Here is a 22,623-nt window from a genome sequence, read left to right on the forward strand (position 1 = left end):
CCGGGGAAAAGCTTTACTCCTGCAACCACCATACCGCTTCGAATGGCCGCAGCGTCATTGCCGCCGGGCGGTTGGACGTTTCCGCATAGTTACCAATCAGTGCCCGCCAGTCGCCGGACATTTCTGGCGGCTGCCATGGCTGGAACTCACGGCTCAGGTTGGCGGCGACCACCAGAGTCTGCCCCTGCCACTGACGGCGATAGCACCACAGCGATGGATGTTCCGGCAGGAGATCCTGGTAATCGCCCCAGGTCAGCAGCGGCAGGGTTTTACGCAGCGTAATCAGCTGCTGATAGGCATAAAACACCGAATCGGGGTCCGCCAGCGCCGCCTCAACGTTGATCTCTTGGTAATTATCGCCAAGGCCGATCCACGGCTCACCGTCGCTAAAGCCGCCGTTCTCGCCGGCGTGCCAGGGCATCGGCGTGCGGCTGTTGTCGCGCGACTTACTGGCGAGGATTGCCAGCAGTTCGTCCGGGCTTTGCCCCTGCGCTGCGCGTTCGATAAACATATTGTGGCTTTCGACGTCGCGATAGTCGCTGATGTTGCTGAAGTGCGGGTTGGTCATGCCGATCTCTTCGCCCTGATAGATATAGGGCGTGCCCTGCATGCCGTGCAGCACCATCGCCAGCATCTTCGCCGCCGGCACCCGGTACTCGCCTTCGTCGCCAAAGCGCGACACGATGCGCGGCTGATCGTGGTTACACCAGAACAGCGCGTTCCACGCCCGATTGTGCATCCCCTGCTGCCAGTGGCGGAACAGCGCTTTCAGCGCCACATAGTCCGGGCGGGCGAGGGTCCATTTTTCACCGCCGGGATAATCGACCTTTAAATGGTGGAAGTTAAAGGTCATCGACAGCTCGCGGCCGTCCAGCGCGGCGTACTGCTGGCAGTGCTCCAGCGAGGTGGAGGACATCTCGCCGACGGTCATCAGGTTACGGGGAGTAAAGACATCGCGGCTCATCTCCTGCAGGAATTCATGCACCCGCGGGCCGTCAGTGTAGAAGCGGCGGCCATCACCCTCCGCATCGCAGGGGAAGGTCTGGTCTTTCGAGATCAGGTTCACCACGTCCAGGCGCAGACCGTCAACGCCGCGGTCGGCCCAGAATTCGCAGACCTTTTTCAGCTCAGCGCGTACCGCCGGGTTCTCCCAGTTGAGATCCGCCTGCTCAATGGCGAACAGGTGCAGATAATACTGTCCGCTGTCGGCATGCCACTGCCAGGCGTTGCCGCCAAATTTGGAGCGCCAGTTGTTCGGCAGCGCGTCCGGTTCGCCGTCGCGCCAGATATAGAACTGCCGGTAGGGACTCTCCTTATTCAGCGACTGACGGAACCATTCATGCTCGGTCGAGGTATGGTTCAGTACCATATCCAGCACGATGCGGATACCACGGGCCTTCGCCTCCGCCACCAGGGCGTCAAAGTCGGCCATCGTGCCGTAGGAGGGATCGATAGCGGTGTAGTTCGCCACATCGTAGCCGTTATCCACCTGCGGTGAGACATAGAACGGCGTCAGCCAGATGGCGTCGACCCCAAGCTTCTGCAGATAGTCGAGGCGGGAAGTGACGCCGCGCAGATCGCCGGTACCGCTGCCGGTGGTATCCTGAAAACTCTTCGGATAGATTTGATAAATAACGCCGTTTTGCCACCAGTGGGGAAGATGATTCATAGTGCTTTCCTGCTGCAACGAGGGGCGCCAAAGGCGCCCCGAAAGAAGAAGTTAGACAATCTGCAAGGTGCCCTGACGGTACTTGCGCTGATACACCACGGTGGTCAGGATAATCGGCACCACCACCGCAATAGCCATCGCCATGGCGTACACCTGCCAGTAGGTTGGCTGGATGGAGAGGATGCCCGGCAGGCCGCCGACGCCGATGCCGTTCGCCAGCACGCCGTTCAGGCCGCACAGCAGGCCGGCGAGGCCGGAGCCGATCATCGCGCACAGCATCGGGAAGCGGTACTTCAGGTTGATACCGTACATCGCTGGTTCGGTAACCCCGAGGTAAGCAGAGATTGCCGCCGGCACCGAGATTTCGCGTTCATTCTGTTTACGGCTGGCAATAATAATGCCGACCACCGCCGATGCCTGGGCAATGTTGGACAGCGCAATCAGCGGCCACACCGGGGTGCCGCCCATGCTCTGGATCATCTGCATATCGATAGCGAGGGTGGTCTGGTGGACACCGGTAATCACCAGCGGCGCGTAGAGGAAGCCGAACAACGCGGCGCCGATCGGCGCAAAGCTGCCGGTTAACAGGTGGCGTACCGCGAAGGCCACGCCGTCGCCGATCAGGCGGCCGAACGGACCAATGATGGCGTGCGCCAGGAACACCGCGAGGATCAGCGAGCAGACCGGGACAATGACCAGGTAGAGGTAGTCAGGCACGATGCGCTTGAGGCGCGTCTCGATAAAGCCGAGCGTCAGGCCCGCCAGCAGGGCCGGGATCACCTGCGCCTGGTAGCCGACTTTGGCAATCGTAAACAGGCCGAAATTCCACACCTCCGGCACCTGCTGGCCGAGGAGATAGGCGTTCATCAACTGCGGGGAAACCAGGGTGACTCCAAGGACGATCCCGAGGATCGGCGTGCCGCCCATCTTCTTCACTGCTGACCAGCAGATCCCCACCGGCAGATAGAAGAAGATCGCTTCGCCAATCAGCCACAGGAAGTCATAGATGGTTTTCAGCGACGGGTGCATCTGAGCCAGCGTCTGGCCGTTGCTCATGGGTAAGTCGCCGATGACGTTACGGAAACCGAGGATCAGACCGCCGCTGATTAGCGCCGGCAGCAGCGGGAAGAAGATCTCGGCAAAGTGCGAGATCAACTGCTCATGCCACTTCATATTTTGCCGCGCGGCCTGCTTGACCTGCTCTTTATCGGCGGAGGTCTGGCCGGTGGTAGCCAGCAGGGCCTTGTAGTAATCGCCCACCTCGGTGCCGATGACCACCTGGAACTGCCCGGCGTTAGTGAAGCATCCCTTCACCATGCGCAGCTGTTCAATCTCTTTTGGTTTGGCGATGGCCGGGTCGTTCAGCACAAAGCGCAAACGGGTAATACAGTGGCTGACGGTGGCGATGTTGCCGCGCCCGCCCACCAGTTCGATCAGTTTATCGATGTCCTGCTGGTTTACTTTGCTCATGATGAAGCCTCAAAAACAGAGGGGAGAGATGCCGTTTTTTACCTTGAGGGCATCCTAACCGTTTCGTTTGATTTGCAAAATGGGAACGTTCCCGAAACCCGGCGACGATCACATAAATCGTCCGAACGAGATTAATTCAGGGCGGCGGGAATCACGATCTGGCGGGGATCGACGCTGCCGGCGATCTGCTCGATCAACTGCCGGGCGGCCCGGCGTCCGGACTCGGCATAGCCGGGATCGACGGTCAAGATTTCCGGGTGGAGAAACTTCATCAGCGGCGTGCTGCCGACGCTGGCGAGCTGCAGCGCAGCGCGGCCCTGCTGCTGGAGATACTTGCTGGCGCCGAGGGCGAGGGTATCCGTCGCGCAGACCAGGGCGCTGGTTTCGGCCGTCAGCACGCTGGCGACGGTATCATACCCCTGCTTCATGCCCAAGCCCGGCAGAGCGGCGGTGGGCGTCAGGCGATGCTTTTTACAGAAGGCGAGGTAGGCGAGATGGCGGCGTTCTCCGGTGGTGACGTCGCTGTGCGGGACGCCAAGAAAACTGATGTGGCGATGTCCGCGATCGTAGAGTCGCTGCATCAGCAGCGTGATGGCGCCTTCGTCGTCATAGCACACCGAGGCGAAACCGGGAGCGTCGCGGGCCATCAGCACCAGCGTATCGCGCCAGGGGGCGAGCATCGCCTCATCAATGCCGGTAAATCCGAACAGCACCACGCCGTCAATATTACGCCGGGCGAGCATGCCGAGATGCTCTTCCACCAGTCCAGGAGAGAACTGACTCTCCATCATAATCGGATCGTAACCCTGCTCATAAAAGGCGGGCAGCATGGTCTGCACGGCAAGGTTTTCCGACAGGGAATCCAGACGGGTGACGATAATCGCCACCACTTTATCGCTCTGGCCGCGCATGGCGCGGGCGGAGCGGGAAGGGGAGAAACCGTGCTTCTGCATCACCGCTTCGACACGCTCGCGGGTCCGTTCGCTGACCCCGCTCTCGTTGTTGAGGACGCGGGATACCGTCGATTTTCCTACGCCGCTTAAACGCGCGATATCTTTGATGGTCAGCCGGTTCTGCATGCGGAATTCTCGTCAGGGATGGTAGAAGTGAGCCTAATGCTACTCAACCAAACCGCAATGAGCAAAGTCTGGTTTACGTTCGGTTTAGTTGCGCGGGCTTATCATCGCCATAAATGCCACACATGTCTCAACGAGCGCGTTATAATCCGCGCCGTTTATATTCACTTACCGGAGAATTTATGGACCCCGATCCCACTCCTCATCCTCGATGGAGCAACCTTTCTTTCCGGTAAGCCTGTTTAACACTGCTTTACCGGAAAGCGTAAAGCAGTGACGTCCTTGATGTCCCTGCCATAAAAATTACATGCCTGACAGGTAGGCTTTGCTACGCCTGTTGGCAACGCTGCGTTCGCTCGCGCGAGCGCGGAGGGACTGTTTATGTTGAAGAATTATACCCGGCAGCTGTTCGCGCAGCTTAGCCGCCATCTGCCACGCCGTTTGGTCCAGCGCGATCCGCTGCCTGATGCCCGTAACCTGACCAGCGTGCCGATCCCGGACTCGCTCGGCAAGCGCTGCCTGGACGTTGCGGCGATGGATGACCAGGAGATCTGGCGCGCCTTTGACAGCCACCCTGAAGGGCTCAATGAAGGCGAAGTGGCGGCAAAGATCCTCAAACATGGTGACAACCAGATCCCGGCGCAGAAGCCCTCGCCGTGGTGGGTGCATCTGTGGACCTGCTATCGCAACCCGTTCAACCTGCTGCTGACGGTGCTCGGCATCGTCTCCTATTCCACCGAAGATCTGTTCGCCGCGGGCGTTATCGCGCTGATGGTCGGCATCTCGACGCTGCTTAACTTCATCCAGGAAGCGCGCTCGACCAAAGCGGCGGATGCGCTAAAGGCGATGGTCAGCAATACCGCCACGGTGCTGCGGGTGGTGAACGAGCAGGGAGAGAGCCGCTGGCTTGAACTGCCCATCGACCAACTGGTGCCAGGAGATATCGTCAAGCTGTCGGCGGGAGATATGATCCCGGCGGACCTGCGCATTATTCAGGCACGCGATCTGTTTGTCGCTCAGGCCTCGCTGACCGGCGAATCGCTGCCGGTGGAGAAAGTCGCGCGCAGTCGCGACCCGCTGCAGCAGAACCCGCTGGAATGCGACACCCTGTGCTTTATGGGGACCAACGTGGTGAGCGGCTCGGCGCAGGCCATCGTCTACGCCACCGGCGGCAACACCTGGTTCGGCCAGCTGGCCGGGCGCGTCAGCGAGCAGGAGAGCGAACCGAACGCCTTCCAGAAGGGCATCAGCCGGGTCAGCATGCTGCTGATCCGCTTTATGCTGGTGATGGCCCCGGTGGTGCTGTTGATTAATGGCTACACCAAAGGCGACTGGTGGGAAGCGGCGCTGTTCGCGCTGTCGGTGGCGGTCGGCCTGACGCCGGAGATGCTGCCGATGATCGTCACCTCGACGCTGGCGCGCGGGGCGGTGAAGCTGTCGAAACAAAAAGTGATCGTCAAACACCTCGACGCCATTCAGAACTTTGGTGCGATGGATATTCTCTGCACCGATAAAACCGGCACCCTGACTCAGGACAAGATCGTGCTGGAGAACCACACCGATGTCTCCGGGAAGTCCAGCGAGAGAGTGCTGCATACCGCCTGGCTCAACAGCCATTACCAGACCGGGCTGAAAAACCTGCTCGATACCGCGGTGCTGGAAGGGGTGGAGCTAGAGGCCGCCCGCGGCCTTGCAGAGCGCTGGCAAAAGGTGGATGAGATCCCGTTCGACTTCGAACGCCGCCGCATGTCGGTGGTGGTGAAAGAGCAGGACGACGCGCATCAGCTGATCTGTAAAGGGGCGCTGCAGGAGATCCTCAACGTCTCTACTCAGGTGCGCTATAACGGCGAAATCGTACCGCTGGACGACACCATGCTGCGCCGCATCCGCCGGGTGACCGATACCCTGAACCGTCAGGGACTGCGGGTGGTGGCGGTGGCGACCAAATACCTGCCGGCGCGCGAAGGCGACTACCAGCGCGCCGATGAATCCGACCTGATCCTCGAAGGCTATATCGCCTTCCTCGATCCGCCGAAAGAGACCACCGCCCCGGCGCTGAAGGCGCTGAAGGCCAGCGGCATCACGGTGAAAATCCTCACCGGCGATAGCGAACTGGTGGCGGCGAAGGTGTGCCATGAAGTGGGGCTGGATGCGGGCGAAGTGGTGATTGGCAGCCAGATTGAAGCCATGAGCGACGACGACCTGGCAGCGCTGGCGAAACGCACTACGCTGTTCGCGCGCCTGGCGCCGCTGCATAAAGAGCGCATCGTGACGCTGCTGAAACGCGAAGGTCACGTGGTGGGCTTTATGGGCGACGGCATCAACGACGCCCCAGCGTTACGCGCGGCGGATATTGGCATCTCGGTTGATGGCGCGGTGGATATCGCCCGCGAGGCGGCGGATATCATTCTGCTGGAAAAAAGCCTGATGGTGCTGGAGGAGGGGGTGATCGAAGGCCGCCGCACTTTCGCCAACATGCTCAAGTACATCAAAATGACCGCCAGCTCCAACTTCGGCAACGTCTTTAGCGTGCTGGTGGCCAGCGCCTTCCTGCCGTTTCTGCCGATGCTGCCGCTGCACCTGTTGATTCAGAACCTGCTGTACGATGTCTCCCAGGTGGCGATCCCGTTCGATAACGTCGATGATGAGCAGATCCGTAAACCGCAGCGCTGGAACCCGGCCGATCTCGGGCGCTTTATGGTCTTCTTCGGACCGATCAGCTCGATTTTCGATATCCTCACCTTCGGCCTGATGTGGTGGGTGTTCCACGCCAATACAGTGGAGATGCAGACTCTGTTCCAGTCCGGCTGGTTTATTGAAGGGCTGCTGTCGCAGACGCTGATTGTGCACATGATCCGCACCCGGCGTATTCCGTTCGTTCAGAGCCGCGCCGCGTGGCCACTGTTCGCCATGACGCTGGTGGTGATGGCCGTGGGCATTGCGCTGCCGTTCTCGCCGCTGGCGGGCTACCTGCAGCTGCAGGCGCTGCCGCTGAGCTACTTCCCGTGGCTGGTGGTGATCCTGGCGGGCTACATGGTGTTGACCCAAACCGTCAAAGGGTTCTACAGCCGTCGCTACGGCTGGCAGTAATGGTTTCGCCCCTTTGCCGTTCGGCAGAGGGGCTTACCGGTATTTCTCTTAAATCTCATCAAGTTGTGAAGTCCGTCATCGCCATGTGTTGACGCAATTTTGTGCGCATGTTAACCCAATGTTTTGCTTTTTTTTGGCCCGTCATAAAAAGGAACATTGATGCTTAACACCGTGCGTTACAGTCTGCTAACCAGCGGAATAGTACTGAGCAGCATGGCGCTTGCCGCCCCGGCCGGCGATCTGCCGCTGATGCCGTGGCCCGCCCATGTGGAGCGCCCGCAGGCGCAGGGGGCGCTGGCGCTAAATAATCAGCTAACGCTCAACGTCAGCGGCGACGATCTGGGCGAGGCGGCTAACCGCTGGCGAGAACGCCTTGCGCGGCAAACGGGCTGGACGCTACAGCCGCAGACGGCGCCGGCGAAAAGCCCAACCATTAACGTTATCGTCAGTAAGAAAGTGCCTTTCCTGCCGCAGCCGGATAGCGACGAAAGCTATCAGCTCGAGGTTAACGCTGAGGGCGCTACCCTGAAAGCGAATACGCGTTTTGGCGCGCTGCGCGGCATGGAAACGTTGCTGCAGCTGGTGCAAAACGGCCCTGACGGCACCACTATTCCTTACGTCACTATTGATGATGCGCCGCGCTTTCCGTGGCGCGGACTGCTGCTGGATTCCGCCCGCCACTTTATGCCGCTGTCGGCGCTCAAAAGGCAGATTGATGGCATGGCGGCAGCAAAGCTTAACGTGCTGCACTGGCATCTGACCGACGATCAGGGCTGGCGTTTCGCCTCCAGCCGCTATCCGAAGCTGCAGCAGCAGGCCAGCGACGGCCTGTTTTATACCCAGGCGCAGATGAAAGATATCGTGCGCTACGCCGCCGAACGCGGCATTCGCGTGGTGCCGGAAATCGATATGCCGGGACACGCCTCGGCGATCGCCGTGGCTTATCCGGAACTGACGAGCGCGCCGGGACCCTATGCGATGGAGCGCCACTGGGGCGTGCTGAAACCGGTACTCGATCCGACGAAAGAAGCGACCTACGCCTTTGCCGAGGCGATGGTCAGCGAACTGACGGCTATCTTCCCCGATCCGTATCTGCATATTGGCGGCGATGAAGTGGATGACAGCCAGTGGCGCGCCAATCCGGCCATCCAGAAATTCCTCAAAGAGAAGGGGCTGGCGGACAGCCACGCGCTGCAGGCGTACTTCAACCGGCGGCTGGAGACGCTACTCGAAAAACATCACCGGCAGATGGTCGGCTGGGATGAGATTTACCATCCTGATTTGCCGAAGAGCATTCTGATCCAGTCGTGGCAGGGGCAGGACGCATTGGGCGACGTCGCTAAACACGGCTATCGCGGCATTCTCTCCACCGGTTTTTATCTCGATCAGCCGCAGTACACCGCTTATCACTATCGTAATGAAATTATTCCGCAGGGGCTCAACGGTGTGGATACGATAACTGATAGCGACAGCGCTCAGAGCTGGCAGTTTTCGATGTCGCGCCTGAAGGGCAGCGCGGTAGAGGGCAGCTTTACGCTGGTAAAAGGCGATAGCGGCTGGCGCGGATTTATTGATTTTAAAGGTAAATCACGCCGCGCGGTGCAGGATATCGAATGGCTCGGCGACAATCAGGTGACATTCCGCGTCGATACCTGGATGGGGGAAACCCGCCCGGTGCTGACCATTAACGACGACACGCTCGGCGGCTACTTCCTCCTCGGCAACACGCGCTATCCGGTTGACGGCAAGCGGCTGGACGCTGTGCCGGAGGGCATTCAGCCGACGCTGCCCGACGCGCAGCAACAGAAGAATCTGCTCGGCGGTGAGGCGGCGCTGTGGGCGGAGAACGTCGCCGCGCCGGTGATCGACATCAAGCTGTGGCCGCGGGCTTTTGCGGTGGCGGAGCGGCTCTGGTCGGCCGAGGACGTCAAAGACAGCGACAATATGTATCAGCGCCTGCAGGCGATGGATAGCTGGTCAACGGTCTCCGTCGGCTTGCAGCAACATGCCCAGCAACTGGAGCAGTTCACCCGGCTGGCGAACAGCGGCCATACGCTGGCGCTGCAGATCCTCGCCGAGGCGCTGGAGCCAGCGCACTACTACACCCGCCAGCACCTGAAGTTCCAGGCGAACAATTATCATCAATTCGAACCGCTTAACCGGCTGGCCGATGCGCTACCGGCGGAGAGCGACACTGTACGCAGCCTGAATCAGTGGGCGGAGCGGCTGATCAGCGATGCCGAGGATACTGAGAGCGCTGATGCGCTGCGCCACGTCTTTACCCGCTGGCAGAACAACAGTGGCGATGCGCTGGCGCTGACCGACGGCAACTATCAGCTGGCAGCGATGAAACCCGTTGTGCAGCAGGTTGATAAGCTGGCGAGTCTGGGGCTGCGCTTGACCGATCTGGTGGTACGGCAGGGAACGCTGGACGATAAAGAGTACGCTTCCATTCAGGCGCAACTGGATAGTGCGGCGAAAACCCAGGATGAACTGGTGATTGCGGCGGTCTATCCGCTGGAGAAACTGTTGCGGGCAACGAAGATAAAATAGGGTAATTCCCCCACCCCGTGGATGACGCAAGCGCCTGGGGTGAGGGCAGTGAAGCGATTAGCGACGGATCGCGATGGCTTCGATCTCGATCTTCACGTCTTTCGGCAGACGTGCGACTTCCACGCAGGAGCGCGCCGGGAAGGTGGCATTGTGCTCGGTGAAGAACGCTTCGTAGGTGGCGTTAACGGTAGCGAAATCGTTGAGATCTTTCACGAAAACGGTGGTCTTGACGATGTCGCCGACGGTCAGGCCTGCAGCTTCAACGATCGCTTTCACGTTGTTCAGCGACTGGCGCGCCTGCGCGGACACGTCTTCCGGGACGCTGCCGGTTTTCGGGTCGACCGGGATCTGGCCAGAGGTGATGATCATGCTGCCCAGGTCAACGCCCTGAACGTATGGGCCAATTGCTGCTGGTGCATTTTCCGTCGCAATAGTTTTGCTCATGTTATCTCCAGATGAACTGAGTAATGTTACGCAAAATCATTCAGGTTGCCGCCAGAGGGTAAGCGCTGTGCCGCCGGCGCAGACGCCGCCTGAAGGACGAAGCGTAGGGTGGTAGCCATTATAGGGAGGCCTACCACCAATACCAACCGCATTTAGTTGGCCAGCACCACATAATGAGAAAACTCTTTTTCACAGTATTTGCATTTGAGTGCGATATCATCGGCGCGTTTTTTCACTGCAAAACTGGAAGAAACCGGTTCAGCATGGCTGATACAGTTGCTGTTCGGGCAGACCAGCACGCTGTTGATGCGATCCGGCAGGCTCGGGCGGGATTTGCCCACCACTTCGTACTCATCAATGCGGTTTACTGTCGCCTGCGGGGCGTACAGCGCCAGCTGGTTGACCTGCTCGTCGGTGAGGAAGGTATTTTCGATTTTAATTAAATCTTTACGGCCCATCTCACCGGAGGGCAGGTTCAGGCCGATGGTGATACGCTGGTCGGTTTCGGTCAGTTTGAACAGGGTGAGCAGCTTAAAGCCGACCTGCGCCGGGATATGGTCAATCACGGTGCCGCGTTTAATGGCTTCTACTTGCAGTTTATTGTCGTGTGTCATCTCTCATTTCCCCCTTACAGTGCCAGCTCGCTATTCAGTACCAGTGCCAGTAACGCCTGGCGGGCGAAGATGCCATTGCCGGCCTGCTGGAAGTACCAGGCGTGCGGCGTTTTATCGACATCGGTGGTGATTTCGTCAATGCGCGGCAGTGGGTGCAGCACCTTCATGTTGGCGCGCGCCCCTTCGAGGTCGGCGGCGCGCAGGACGAACTGCGCTTTCACGTTGGCGTATTCCGACGGATCCAGACGCTCTTTCTGCACGCGGGTCATGTACAGAATATCCACTTCCGCCATCACATCGTCGATGGCGCTATGCACGCTCCAGGCGATACCTTTTTCATCCAGCATATCGAGGATGTACTGCGGCATGGCCAGCGCGTCCGGGGCGATGAAGTAGAAGCGGTTGCCGCTGAATTTCGCCAGCGCCTGGGTCAGGGAGTGGACGGTACGGCCGTATTTCAGATCGCCGACCATCGCCACGTTGAGGTTCTCGAGGCGTCCCTGGGTCTCCTGAATAGTGAACAGATCGAGCAGGGTCTGGGTCGGATGCTGGTTGGCGCCGTCGCCGGCGTTCAGCACCGGCACGCCGCCGGAAAATTCGGTCGCCAGGCGCGCGGCGCCCTCCTGCGGATGGCGCATCACGATGGCGTCAACGTAGGTGCTGATGACGGAGATGGTATCCGCCAGGGTTTCCCCTTTTTTGCCCAGCGAGGTGTTGGCGCTGTCAGAAAAGCCGACCACGCTGGCACCCAGACGGTGCATCGAGGTTTCAAAAGAGAGACGGGTACGAGTCGAGGCTTCAAAGAAACAGCTGGCGATAACCTTATGCTTCAGCAGCTCGGGTTGCGGATTGGCTTTCAGCTTTGCCGCAGTCGCCAGCACCAGTTCGAGGTCTTCGCGGCTGAGATCGTTTATGGAAATGATATGTTTTTGATATAGCGGGTTAGCCATGCTTATCTCCTGACGCCTGGGCAAAAAAAAAGCCCCTTAAATAAGGGGCTTCGGGAATCCAATGAGCAACGGAAAGAAAAACGCCAGGCCAGCGTCTGCGTTCAGACGCGCTAAGACAGAATGTCGTACGCAATTGGCCATGCTTCCTCCCGGCAAAACGACTGGCATTATACGCAGACCGTTATGACGATCAAGCGATTCATTCACAAACAGGTAATCGTTTGCCTGCAGAAAAGTGCGCCAGCGCAAAGAACCGTGAAACTGTACTGGTATGGCAGTGGCAATGGGGGTATAAAACAGTAAAATGAAATGCTGTTTTATATTCGAGGTAAGTGATGATTATTGGCAATATCCACCATCTGCAGCCATGGCTGCCTGCCGCGCTGCGCGAGGCCATTGAGCACGTCATCGCCCATGTCAACGAGGCGACGCCGCTGGGTAAACACGATATCGACGGCAATAACCTGTTTTATCTGATTTCCGAAGATACCACTGAGCCGCAGGCCGCGCGCCGGGCGGAATATCATGCCCGCTATCTCGATATCCAGATTGTGCTCCGCGGCATCGAGGGGATGACTTTCAGTGCCTTACCGGCAGGAGAGCCACAGACCGACTGGCTGGCGGAGAAAGACATCGCTTTTCTTGCCGAAGGCCAGCAGGAGAAAACGGTGATCCTCAACGAAGGGGATTTTGTGGTGTTTTATCCCGGTGAAGTGCATAAACCGCTGTGCGCCGTAGGCGCCCCGGCGAAGGTGCGCAAAGCGGTAGTGAAGATGTTGATGGCGTAAAATGGTGAGCCGAATCCCGGATAAGCGCCGTGCTATCCGGGATGTGGCCACAAGCGAAGGGCTACTTACCCAGCGTCGCCACCATCACCGCTTTGATGGTATGCATCCGGTTTTCCGCCTGGTCAAACACCACGCTCGCCGCCGACTCAAACACCTCGTCAGTCACTTCCATGCCGCCGTGCAGGCCGTAATCGGCGGCCATCTGTTTGCCCAGCGTGGTCTGGTCGTCGTGGAATGCCGGCAGGCAGTGGAGGAACTTGACCTGCGGATTGCCGGTCAGCGCCAGCATCGCACTGTTAACCTGATAATCGCGCAGCAGGGCGATACGTTCGGCCCATTTTTCCTTCGCCTCGCCCATCGAGACCCAGACGTCGGTATAGATAAAATCGGCGCCTTTCACCCCCGCGGCGATATCTTCCGTCAGGGTGATGTTGCCACCCTGCTGTTTGGCCAGTGCCGTACAGGTCTCCACCAGCTGAGACTCCGGCCAGCAGGCAGATGGCGCTACCAGGCGCAGATCCAGACCGGTCAGCGCTGCGGCTTCGAGCATCGAATTGCCCATGTTGTTGCGCGCATCGCCGGCGTAGACCAGCGTCATCTGGTTAAAGGCCTTGCCCGGCAGGTGCTCTTTCATCGTCAGCAGGTCCGCCAGCAGCTGGGTGGGGTGGAACTCGTTGGTGAGGCCGTTCCACACCGGCACGCCGGCGTATTGCGCCAGCGTCTCCACCACCTCCTGGCCGTGGCCGCGATATTGAATGCCATCGTACATCCGCCCGAGCACGCGGGCGGTATCTTTGATCGACTCTTTATGGCCAATCTGGCTACCGCTTGGCCCCAGATAGGTCACGCGGGCGCCCTGGTCGTATGCGGCAACTTCGAAAGAGCATCGTGTACGGGTTGAGTCTTTTTCGAAGATGAGCGCGATGTTTTTCCCTGCCAGTTTCTGGACTTCGATACCGTTTTTCTTATCGGCTTTGAGCTTTGCCGCCAGCTCGAGCAGGGCGGTGATTTCTGCAGGCGTAAAATCGAGTAACTTTAAAAAATGCTTCTGGTAAAACGCAGACATGGTTCCCTCACCTGGCATAGGCCACTAATTGAATTAAAATTCAATTTATATGTATGAATATTCATTTGCAAGTCTGTGATCGAAATCTTTCACTGAGAAGTGGAGGCAATGACGGCGGTATGTGACAATAGGGACAACTGCCGCACATTATGAGGAACGAGCCATGGCAAACCCGGAACACCTGGAAGAACAGCGTGAAGAGACGCGTCTGATTATCGAAGAGCTGCTGGAGGATGGCAGCGATCCGGACGCACTGTACACGATTGAGCATCACCTCTCTGCAGACGATTTCGAAACCCTGGAGAAAGTGGCGGTGGAAGCGTTCAAGCTGGGCTATGAAGTGACCGAGCCCGAAGAGCTGGAAGTGGAAGAGGGTGACATGGTCATCTGCTGCGATATTCTGAGCGAATGCGCACTGAACGCAGACCTGATCGATGCCCAGGTAGAACAGCTGATGACGCTGGCAGAAAAATATGACGTCGAGTATGACGGTTGGGGCACCTACTATGAGGACCCGAACGGTGAAGAAGACGGCGACGATGACGAAGATTTTGTCGATGAAGACGACGATGGTGTTCGTCACTAAGTCGCAGATGGATACGGCGGCGCCTGCCGCCGTATAGCAAGGAACCTCCATGGATTACCCGCAGATACTCTCCCCGATTATCAACTTCCTGCACTGCCCGACGCCGCAGGCGTGGATTGACGAAGCTCGCAAGCCGGAAAACCTGCCGCTGCTGCTGACCGACCATATGGTGTGCGAACTGAAAGCGGCGCAGAACGCCATGCTGCTGGTGCGTCGCTACGTGGCTGATAAAGCCGACGCCGACGAGCTGCTGGCCTGCCTGAAGCCGTATGAAGACTTCACCTACCGCTGGGGGCCGGAGCCGGATTTCGTCGCCCTGCATAAGCGGATCAACAAAAGCGCCATGCCGCAGACCGACGACCCGTGGGGCCGCCAGTTGCTGGACAGCATGATTTTGCTGATTAAAGAGGAGCTACATCACTTCTGGCAGGTGCGGGAGATGATGCTGGCGCGCGATATCCCCTACGTCAAAATCACCGCCAGCAACTATGCCCGCGGCATGCGGCGGGAGGTGCGTTCGCACGAGCCGGTGATGCTGATCGATAAGTTGATCTGCGGCGCTTATATCGAGGCCCGCTCCTGCGAACGCTTTGCGGCGCTGGCGCCGTGGCTGGATGACGAGCTGCAGAAGTTTTATCTGTCGCTGCTGCGCTCCGAGGCGCGTCACTATCAGGACTATCTGGATCTGGCGCAGAAGATTGCCGGAGACGATATTAGCGAGCGGGTGCGCCAGCTTGGCGAGGCGGAAGCGGCGCTGATCCTCAGGCCGGAGGCCGAGTTCCGCTTTCACAGCGGTGTGCCGGTAGCGGCGTAACCCTCGGTATTCGGGCCCTGTAGCCCCGGTAGCCACTAACACCGGCAGTTTCAGTAGCCATGGGGAGAGAGATAGCGTTGAGAGCTTCAGCTCGCAATGGTACGGGCCGTAGGTCGGGCAAGGCGTTAGCCGCCACCCGACAAAAAAACGGCACCGCGAGCACGGGACATCCCCCGGCTCGCGCTACGCTTAGCCGGGCTACCGAACTGTAGCCCCGGTAAGCGTAACGCTACCGGGGACACCTGCGATATCGAGGCGTTAAAGCGTTTTCAGCATCCGTACTTCACAGTCAACGTGGCCGGTGCAACCCAGCGGCCCGTCAATGTGCTCGAAGCCGAGATGTTCATATAAGCCGATCGCTTCCGTCAGGAAGGCGGTGGTTTCCAGATAGCAGCGTTTAAACCCCTGCTCGCGGGCGTAGTCCAGCGCCAACAGCGCCAGCTTCTTCGCCAGCCCCTGGCCGCGGACGCTGGTCATAAAATACATTTTCTGCAGCTCGCAGATATCCGGCTCGCTGCAGGCGAGCGGCGCGACGCCACCGCCGCCAACCACTTCACCCTCTTTCTCCACCACCCAATAGGCAGAGCCCGGCTGGCTGTACAGCTCATACAGTTCATCGAGATTCGGGTCGGCGACCGTATAGCCTTTATCGGCGGTCAGGCCATATTCTGCCGATACCTGGCGGATGACGGCCGCTATCGCAGCGTTATCCTGTACCGCGATACGGCGTAAAGTAAAGGTCTGTGGCGCGGCAAGATTCATAGAATCACTCAATTTTAGCTTAAATAACCATACATTTCTTTAATACCATTATTCGTTTACAGGCGCAAGGTGCGCGTGAAATGTATTGCCGGGAAAATTCAAAATAATATATTCTGCTCGCTTAATGCCGATGCGCATTATTTATTATTTTTATATATGTTTTAAAGTACAAGGACGACTTTTTTATGAGTATGATTTCAGGACAATTGCAGCGTTCTGGCCATTCTTTTGTTTTTCATGGTCAGGCCGGGCGCTATTTTATTATTTGTCTGGTTAATATTATTTTTTCTGTAATAACTTGTGGGTTATTTATTCCATGGGCATGGGTACGGAGTCGCCGTTATCTTTGTGAGAATATGGAGGTTAATGGCGCCCGCTTTGCCTATCACGGGCGCGGTATCACGATTTTACTCAGCTGGCTGTTGATATTTGTCGTGCTGCTTTTACTCAGCTTAGCGCTTGCCATTTTCTCTCCCGGTAGCGAAGGGCTGGAGACACTGGCATTTCTTATCCTGCTGCCGGTAATGATAATTAAGGGGTTAAGCTACCATGCCACCATGACCTCTTTCGCGAATATTCGCTTTGGGGTTCAGTGTCATCTGCTGCGCGGGTGGTGGATTATGCTCGGCTTACCCTTGCTGATATACGTGCTAACGGCGGTGGTGTTCGCCATGCTGGGGAGTCGTCCCTTTTACAATGGCCTAAATAGCATGCTGCTGGGGATCGTTGTGCTGTTTTTGCTGTCGCTGGTTATTATGGCGATAACCAGCGGTGTGGTTTACAGCCACTGGCTTGATCTCATCGGCAAAGGCGCAACCTTAGGCAAAAATAAATTTAATATTTATGTGAGTACTAAGCGTTGTGTGGTGATTTTTTTATGGGCAACGGCGATTTTGTTGCCGTTTATCGTCATTTTTATTGGCTTTTTATTTTCCGCATTCGCTCAACTGCTGACGGGCTGTATGTTTGGTCTGTGCAGTGAAGGTTCGGCACTGTTTATGGCATTGCGGCATCTTGGGGCGGTATTAGGGGGATATGTATTCCTCACTATCGGTATCGTATTATCCATGGCATACCTTCGTGTGGCTTTACGTAATCACGCGATGAATAACCTGGTGCTGGGGGACAGCGTTCATTTTCGTTCCACCCTGACGTTTTTCGGTCTTACTCCGCGTTTACTGGCGTTGACGTTTCTCACGCCGATGACGCTGGGGCTGGCCTATCCCTGGTTTAAGATTGATTTGCTGCGCTATATTGCTGAAAACACGACGATGGTCGGTGAGCTCGATTCGCTCGATCTGCAGCCCGCGGCGCCACCGCAGCCGACGGTATCTGACAAACTGTGCGGCGGTTTTTTTCCGATGCTGCCGTTCCTGTAATGTAAAAAGGCCGGAGCAAGCTCCGGCCTTTTTTTATCGCGAGCAATGACAGCCGCGAGCAATTACAGCGCGGCGATCACCGCCTGCTGCTCAATCAGCTTCGCTTTCGCTTCCGCGTAGCCTTCCAGCTTCTCGCGCTCTTTAGCGATCACCGCTTCCGGCGCGCGGGCGACAAAGCCTTCGTTGGACAGCTTGCTCTCGATGCGGCCAATTTCACCTTCGATTTTGGCCACTTCTTTCGCCAGACGCGCCAGCTCATCTTCTTTATTGATGAGGCCCGCCATCGGGATCAGCAGCTCGGCGCCGTCGATAATCTTGGTCACGGAGACCGGACCTTTATCATCGGCAGGCAGCACGGTAATGCTTTCCAGACGCGCCAGGTTCAGCAGGAAGCTGCGGTTGTCGTTCACACGACGCTCGGCCTCTTTGCTGCAGCCGCGCAGCAGCAGTTCCAGAGGTTTACCCGGGGCGATGTTCATTTCCGCACGGATGTTACGCACGGCGACGATCGCCTGTTTCAGCCATTCGGTGTCGGTCAGCGCCGCTTCATCGACCTGAGAAGCATCGTACTGCGGGAACGGCTGCAGCATGATGGTGTCGGCGGTAATACCGCAGATCGCTTTCACGCGCTGCCAGATGGTCTCGGTGATGAATGGAATGATCGGATGCGCCAGGCGCAGCAGACCTTCCAGCACGGTCACCAGCGTATGGCGAGTCCCGCGCAGCTCCGCTTCGCTGCCACCGTTCATCACCGGCTTGGTCAGTTCCAGGTACCAGTCGCAGAACTGGTTCCAGGTGAACTCGTACAGGATGCCGGCGGCGATATCGAAGCGGAAGTTATCCAGCGCTTCGCGATACGCTTTCACGGTGTGGTTGAATTCCGCGAGGATCCAGCGGTCGGCCAGGGAGAGCACCATCTCGCCGCCGTTGAAGCCGCAATCCTGATCTTCGGTGTTCATCAGCACGAAGCGGCTGGCGTTCCACAGCTTGTTGCAGAAGTTACGGTAACCTTCCAGACGCTTCATATCCCAGTTGATGTCGCGGCCGGTAGAGGCCAGCGCTGCCAGGGTGAAGCGCAGGGCGTCAGTGCCGTGCGGCTCGATGCCGTTCGGGAACTGCTTCTCGGTACGCTTGCGGATTTTTTCCGCCAGCTGCGGCTGCATCATGTTGCCGGTACGTTTCTCCAGCAGCTCCGGCAGGGTGATGCCGTCAACCATATCCAGCGGGTCGATAACGTTACCCTTGGATTTGGACATCTTCTGGCCTTCGTCGTCGCGGATCAGACCGGTCATGTAGACGGTCTTAAACGGTACCTGCGGCTTGCCATCTTCATCTTTGATGAAGTGCATGGTCATCATGATCATGCGGGCGATCCAGAAGAAGATGATGTCGAAGCCGGACACCATCACGCTGGTCGGATGGAACTGACGCAGGGCGTCGGTGTTTTCCGGCCAGCCGAGGGTGGAGAAGGTCCACAGCGCGGAAGAGAACCAGGTATCGAGAACGTCTTCGTCCTGACGCAGCGCAACGTCGGCGCTCAGGTTGTTTTCCTGACGCACTTCGTCTTCAGTACGGCCCACGTAGACGTTGCCGTCGTTGTCATACCATGCCGGGATACGGTGACCCCACCACAGCTGACGGGAGATACACCAGTCCTGAATATCGCGCATCCAGGAGAAGTACATGTTTTCGTACTGCTTCGGCACGAACTGAATGTCGCCATTCTCAACGGCTTCTACTGCCGGCTTGGCCAGCACGTCCGCGCGCACGTACCACTGGTCGGTCAGCATCGGTTCGATAACCACGCCGCCGCGGTCGCCGTAAGGGACGGTCAGGTCGTGCGGTTTGATCTCTTCCAGCAGGCCCAACGCGTCGACGGCGGCAACCATCGCTTTACGCGCGGCAAAACGCTCCATCTTCTGGAATTCAGCCGGGATCTCGTTGGAATAGACGTCGGATTCATTACCTTTGGTGTCGTAGACTTCCGCGCTTTCGCGGATGTCGCCGTCAAAGGTCAGGATGTTGATCATCGGCAGCTGATGACGACGACCCACTTCGTAGTCGTTAAAGTCGTGCGCCGGGGTGATCTTCACGCAGCCGGTGCCTTTTTCCATGTCGGCGTGTTCGTCGCCCACGATCGGGATGCGACGGTTAACCAGCGGCAGCACCACGAATTTGCCAATCAGATCTTTGTAACGCGGATCTTCCGGGTTAACGGCCACGCCGGTATCGCCCAGCAGGGTTTCCGGACGGGTAGTGGCGACCACCAGGTAATCTTTACCGTCAGCGGTTTTCGCGCCATCGGCCAGCGGGTAGCGGATGTGCCACATGGAACCTTTCGATTCGCGGTTCTCCACTTCGAGGTCGGAGATGGCGGTGCGCAGTTTCGGGTCCCAGTTAACCAGGCGTTTACCGCGGTAAATCAGATCTTCTTTGTACAGGCGAACAAAGACTTCTTTCACGGCATTGGAAAGCCCCTCGTCCATGGTGAAGCGCTCGCGCTCCCAGTCCACGGAGTTGCCGAGGCGGCGCATCTGGCGGGTAATGGTGCCGCCGGATTCCGCTTTCCACTGCCAGATTTTGTCGATGAAGGCATCGCGGCCGTAGTCGTGACGGGTTTTCCCTTCTTCCGCGGCAATCTTACGCTCAACCACCATCTGGGTGGCGATACCCGCGTGATCGGTACCGGCCTGCCACAGGGTGTTTTTGCCCTGCATGCGCTGGTAGCGAATCATGGTATCCATGATGGTTTGCTGGAAGGCATGACCCATATGCAAACTGCCGGTGACGTTCGGCGGCGGGATCATGATGCAGAAGCTCTCCTGGCTTTCATCACCATTCGGTTTGAAATAGCCCTGCTTTTCCCAGTGCTCGTAAAGCGGCTGTTCGATATCTTGTGGGTTGTATGTCTTTTCCATTATTTCCAGGTTGCCGTGTTCAGGTTGAAACCAGCCATGCGGTACGCTTTATAGCGTTCGCGCGCCAGTTGTTTCAGATTTTCTTCGTAAGGGACAAAGTCTATCACTTCTGTGAAAGCGGTGGCAAAATCTGCAAAGTTAAGCCGCAGACTGATCAGAATGTCCCGTGGGCTGCTGTTGCGTTTCTGCGGCCAGGCAATCTCCACCGGCGCACCGCCTCTCGGGCCTTCTCCCGCCAGATTATGCGGCACAAAGCTTTCCGGCGGCCGCGACCACAGCGCCTCGTCGAGGCGAATAGCCTGCTGCTCATCTTCACAGGCGATCAGGACGCGCTTGCCGTTGCGCCAACGTTCTGCGGCAATGTCACACACCAGCTGCTCGACGGCGCTCAGGCCTTCGACGGTGTTTTCGTTGTCCAGAAGGTAGAACGTTGCATTCTTCATATATGGGGCTTCTTGTCGTGGATTTAAATGCAAAGCCGGGTGGCGCTACGCTTACCCGGCCTACAAACGGCATCTTTCCGTAGGCCCGGTAAGCGTAGCGCCACCGGGCATCAGACGGCAATCACTCTTCGCCGTTAAAACCCGCACGATTGAGCAGGAACTGCGACAGCAGCGCTACCGGACGACCCGTGGCGCCTTTGGCCTTACCGGAACGCCAGGCGGTACCGGCGATGTCGAGGTGCGCCCAGTTGTACTTACGGGTAAAGCGCGACAGAAAGCAGCCAGCGGTAATGGCGCCGCCAGGACGGCCGCCGATGTTTGCCATATCGGCAAAATTGGACTCCAGCTGATCCTGGAACTCGTCGGCCAGCGGCAAACGCCACGCGCGGTCGCCCGCCAGTTCGGAGGCGCCGATCAGCTCATGGGCCAGCGGGTTATGGTTCGACATCAGGCCGGTGATGTGATGGCCGAGGGCAATCACGCAGGCGCCAGTCAGCGTTGCGACGTCGATAACCGCTTCCGGCTCGAAGCGCTCGACGTAGGTCAGCACGTCGCACAGCACCAGGCGGCCTTCGGCGTCGGTGTTCAGCACTTCCACCGTCTGGCCGGACATGGTGGTCAGGACGTCGCCCGGACGATAGGCGCGACCGCCAGGCATGTTTTCACAGCCCGCCAGCACGCCGATGACGTTCAGCGGCAGCTGCAGCTCGGCAACCATCCGCATCACGCCGTACACCGCCGCGGCGCCGCACATGTCGTATTTCATCTCGTCCATGCCTTCGGCAGGCTTGATGGAGATACCGCCGGAGTCGAAGGTCAGGCCTTTACCGACCAGCACGATAGGGCGCGCGTCCTCAGACGGGTTGCCTTTATACTCGATGACCGACATCAGCGACTCGTTCTGCGAACCATTGCCGACGGCGAGATAGGAGTTCATCCCCAGCTCGCGCATCTGCTGTTCGCCGATCACGCGGGTGATGACGTTCTTGCTGTAGGTGTCAGCCAGCTGACGCGCCTGGGAAGCCAGATAGGCGGCGTTACAGATGTTCGGCGGCATGTTGCCAAGATCTTTCGCCGCTTTGATGCCGGCGGCGATCGCCAGGCCATGCTGAATGGCGCGCTCGCCGCTGGTGAGCTCGCGACGGGTCGGCACGTTAAAGACCATTTTACGCAGCGGGCGACGCGGCTCGCTTTTGTTGGTCTTCAGCTGGTCGAAGCTGTACAGCGTCTCTTTGGCGGTTTCAACGGCCTGGCGAACTTTCCAGTAGTTGTTGCGGCCCTTGACGTGCAGCTCGGTCAGGAAGCAGACCGCTTCCATTGAGCCGGTATCATTCAGGGTGTTGATGGTTTTCTGGATGACCTGCTTATACTGACGCTCATCCAGCTCACGCTCTTTACCGCAGCCAATCAGCAGAATGCGCTCAGACAGAATGTTTGGCACATGGTGCAGCAATAACGTCTGGCCAGGTTTGCCTTCCAGCTCGCCGCGACGTAGCAGGGCGCTGATGTAGCCGTCGCTGATTTTATCGAGCTGTTCGGCGATGGGGGAGAGGCGACGTGGTTCAAAGACGCCGACCACGATACAGGCGCTCCGTTGCTTCTCCGGGCTACCGCTTTTTACACTGAACTCCATGCACTATGCTCCTGAATCTTAAAGACAACAGTGGTGGCTACGGCTATACTCGTCGCCTTTCAAGTTGCAGATGCGCCGGCTGCGCCTGCTTACCTGACGCGGGCATAACGCGCGCGCCGGGGGTCACAGCCCTGCTGCCTTCTTACAACTCGAAATCCATTGAGTATATAATTGCAAGCTTTCGTAACTCATGTCCGCTGTTGCGGTGACTTCGTGTTAATCTTAACGTTATTAAGGCCTGGGTTCGTCAGAAAAGATCCTGACATGCAGAACCGATGAGTCATTTAATCTTAGCGATGTTTTCGACGACCAAAGAGAATAAATGACGTTTAAGCCATGAAACAAGCAATTTTCCTGCAATAAAACGG

Annotated in this window: 21 protein-coding genes; 7 read left to right on the forward strand and 14 right to left on the reverse strand. The window is 58.0% G+C overall.

The genetic code is table 11. The features are described 5' to 3' along the window. Positions 1-13 precede the first annotated feature (13 nt). From treC to treR, 3 genes are all read right to left on the reverse strand, one after another. The gene (gene treC, locus CWM53_RS28900; protein ID WP_100730138.1) at positions 14-1,669 is read right to left on the reverse strand and encodes an alpha,alpha-phosphotrehalase; all 1,656 of its coding nucleotides are present in this window, start codon (positions 1,667-1,669) and stop codon (positions 14-16) included. A 51-nt stretch (positions 1,670-1,720) separates the two neighbouring features. Then, complete coding sequence (gene treB, locus CWM53_RS28905) at positions 1,721-3,139, reverse strand: PTS trehalose transporter subunit IIBC (RefSeq protein WP_008807131.1); 1,419 nt, start codon at positions 3,137-3,139, stop codon at positions 1,721-1,723. A gap of 131 nt (positions 3,140-3,270) precedes the next feature. Then, positions 3,271-4,218, reverse strand: coding sequence for a trehalose operon repressor TreR (gene treR, locus CWM53_RS28910; RefSeq protein ID WP_100631252.1), 948 nt, complete (start codon positions 4,216-4,218; stop codon positions 3,271-3,273). Between the two features lie 179 nt (positions 4,219-4,397). Here treR and mgtL point away from each other — a divergent pair, with 179 nt between their 5' ends. The 3 genes from mgtL to CWM53_RS28925 all read left to right on the forward strand — a co-directional run bounded on the left by mgtL (position 4,398) and on the right by CWM53_RS28925 (position 9,858). Further along, positions 4,398-4,451, forward strand: a complete 54-nt coding sequence (mgtL, locus tag CWM53_RS32440; RefSeq protein WP_219340445.1) for a mgtA regulatory leader peptide MgtL — start codon at positions 4,398-4,400, stop codon at positions 4,449-4,451. Positions 4,452-4,596: 145 nt separating this feature from the next. Continuing rightward, complete coding sequence (gene mgtA / locus CWM53_RS28920) at positions 4,597-7,305, forward strand: magnesium-translocating P-type ATPase (RefSeq protein WP_074387242.1); 2,709 nt, start codon at positions 4,597-4,599, stop codon at positions 7,303-7,305. 159 nt (positions 7,306-7,464) lie between these two features. Further along, on the forward strand, positions 7,465-9,858 hold the full coding sequence (locus CWM53_RS28925) for a beta-N-acetylhexosaminidase (RefSeq protein WP_100631253.1): 2,394 nt from the start codon (positions 7,465-7,467) through the stop codon (positions 9,856-9,858). A 57-nt stretch (positions 9,859-9,915) separates the two neighbouring features. Here CWM53_RS28925 and ridA read toward each other — a convergent pair whose 3' ends face one another. The 5 genes from ridA to CWM53_RS28945 form a co-directional block, all read right to left on the reverse strand. Further along, complete coding sequence (gene ridA, locus CWM53_RS28930) at positions 9,916-10,302, reverse strand: 2-iminobutanoate/2-iminopropanoate deaminase (protein WP_061155965.1); 387 nt, start codon at positions 10,300-10,302, stop codon at positions 9,916-9,918. Between the two features lie 152 nt (positions 10,303-10,454). Beyond that, complete coding sequence (pyrI, locus tag CWM53_RS28935) at positions 10,455-10,916, reverse strand: aspartate carbamoyltransferase regulatory subunit (protein WP_061155964.1); 462 nt, start codon at positions 10,914-10,916, stop codon at positions 10,455-10,457. A 14-nt stretch (positions 10,917-10,930) separates the two neighbouring features. Then, positions 10,931-11,866: an aspartate carbamoyltransferase gene (gene pyrB / locus CWM53_RS28940; RefSeq protein ID WP_100631254.1), complete on the reverse strand. Its 936-nt coding sequence runs from the start codon at positions 11,864-11,866 to the stop codon at positions 10,931-10,933. 2 nt (positions 11,867-11,868) lie between these two features. Then, positions 11,869-11,928 (reverse strand): pyrBI operon leader peptide, encoded by a 60-nt coding sequence (locus CWM53_RS32445; RefSeq protein ID WP_227650304.1) that lies wholly within the window; start codon positions 11,926-11,928, stop codon positions 11,869-11,871. Continuing rightward, positions 11,903-12,007 carry a pyrBI operon leader peptide gene (locus CWM53_RS28945; protein ID WP_012969080.1) on the reverse strand — a complete coding sequence of 35 codons (105 nt, stop codon included), beginning with the start codon at positions 12,005-12,007 and terminating at the stop codon, positions 11,903-11,905. The genes CWM53_RS32445 and CWM53_RS28945 overlap by 26 nt, the downstream gene beginning before the upstream one ends. A 194-nt stretch (positions 12,008-12,201) precedes the next feature. Between CWM53_RS28945 and CWM53_RS28950 the strand changes: the two genes are divergently transcribed. Then, on the forward strand, positions 12,202-12,654 hold the full coding sequence (locus CWM53_RS28950; protein WP_061155962.1) for a YhcH/YjgK/YiaL family protein: 453 nt from the start codon (positions 12,202-12,204) through the stop codon (positions 12,652-12,654). A gap of 61 nt (positions 12,655-12,715) precedes the next feature. Here CWM53_RS28950 and argF read toward each other — a convergent pair whose 3' ends face one another. Together argF and argL are read right to left on the reverse strand one after the other, a co-directional pair. Beyond that, on the reverse strand, positions 12,716-13,720 hold the full coding sequence (argF, locus tag CWM53_RS28955; protein ID WP_016160171.1) for an ornithine carbamoyltransferase: 1,005 nt from the start codon (positions 13,718-13,720) through the stop codon (positions 12,716-12,718). Further along, the gene (gene argL / locus CWM53_RS32450) at positions 13,690-13,785 is read right to left on the reverse strand and encodes a putative translational regulatory protein ArgL (RefSeq protein ID WP_370736902.1); all 96 of its coding nucleotides are present in this window, start codon (positions 13,783-13,785) and stop codon (positions 13,690-13,692) included. Before argL ends, argF begins: the two co-directional genes overlap by 31 nt. Before the next feature lie 98 nt (positions 13,786-13,883). Here argL and rraB point away from each other — a divergent pair, with 98 nt between their 5' ends. Together rraB and miaE are read left to right on the forward strand one after the other, a co-directional pair. Next, positions 13,884-14,306 (forward strand): ribonuclease E inhibitor RraB, encoded by a 423-nt coding sequence (gene rraB, locus CWM53_RS28960; RefSeq protein WP_008807126.1) that lies wholly within the window; start codon positions 13,884-13,886, stop codon positions 14,304-14,306. Between the two features lie 49 nt (positions 14,307-14,355). Beyond that, positions 14,356-15,120: a tRNA isopentenyl-2-thiomethyl-A-37 hydroxylase MiaE gene (gene miaE, locus CWM53_RS28965; protein WP_100676151.1), complete on the forward strand. Its 765-nt coding sequence runs from the start codon at positions 14,356-14,358 to the stop codon at positions 15,118-15,120. 258 nt (positions 15,121-15,378) lie between these two features. On the opposite strand, the gene CWM53_RS28970 is transcribed toward miaE, so the two are convergent. Continuing rightward, positions 15,379-15,882: a GNAT family N-acetyltransferase gene (locus CWM53_RS28970; RefSeq protein WP_061155958.1), complete on the reverse strand. Its 504-nt coding sequence runs from the start codon at positions 15,880-15,882 to the stop codon at positions 15,379-15,381. A 185-nt stretch (positions 15,883-16,067) separates the two neighbouring features. On the opposite strand from CWM53_RS28970, the gene CWM53_RS28975 reads away from it, so the two are divergent. Beyond that, a complete protein-coding gene (locus CWM53_RS28975) occupies positions 16,068-17,261 on the forward strand; it encodes a YjgN family protein (protein ID WP_100730139.1) in 1,194 nt (397 codons plus the stop codon). Between the two features lie 62 nt (positions 17,262-17,323). On the opposite strand, the gene CWM53_RS28980 is transcribed toward CWM53_RS28975, so the two are convergent. The 3 genes from CWM53_RS28980 to pepA form a co-directional block, all read right to left on the reverse strand. Next, the gene (locus CWM53_RS28980; protein ID WP_100730140.1) at positions 17,324-20,179 is read right to left on the reverse strand and encodes a valine--tRNA ligase; all 2,856 of its coding nucleotides are present in this window, start codon (positions 20,177-20,179) and stop codon (positions 17,324-17,326) included. Next, on the reverse strand, positions 20,179-20,622 hold the full coding sequence (gene holC / locus CWM53_RS28985; protein WP_008807122.1) for a DNA polymerase III subunit chi: 444 nt from the start codon (positions 20,620-20,622) through the stop codon (positions 20,179-20,181). Before holC ends, CWM53_RS28980 begins: the two co-directional genes overlap by 1 nt. Positions 20,623-20,743: 121 nt before the next feature. Beyond that, complete coding sequence (gene pepA / locus CWM53_RS28990; protein WP_008807121.1) at positions 20,744-22,255, reverse strand: leucyl aminopeptidase; 1,512 nt, start codon at positions 22,253-22,255, stop codon at positions 20,744-20,746. Between the last annotated feature and the right edge of the window lie 368 nt (positions 22,256-22,623).

The sequence above is a fragment of the Klebsiella sp. A-Nf5 genome (assembly GCF_002810545.1).
In the GTDB taxonomy this organism is placed as follows: Bacteria; Pseudomonadota; Gammaproteobacteria; order Enterobacterales; family Enterobacteriaceae; genus Klebsiella; species Klebsiella variicola.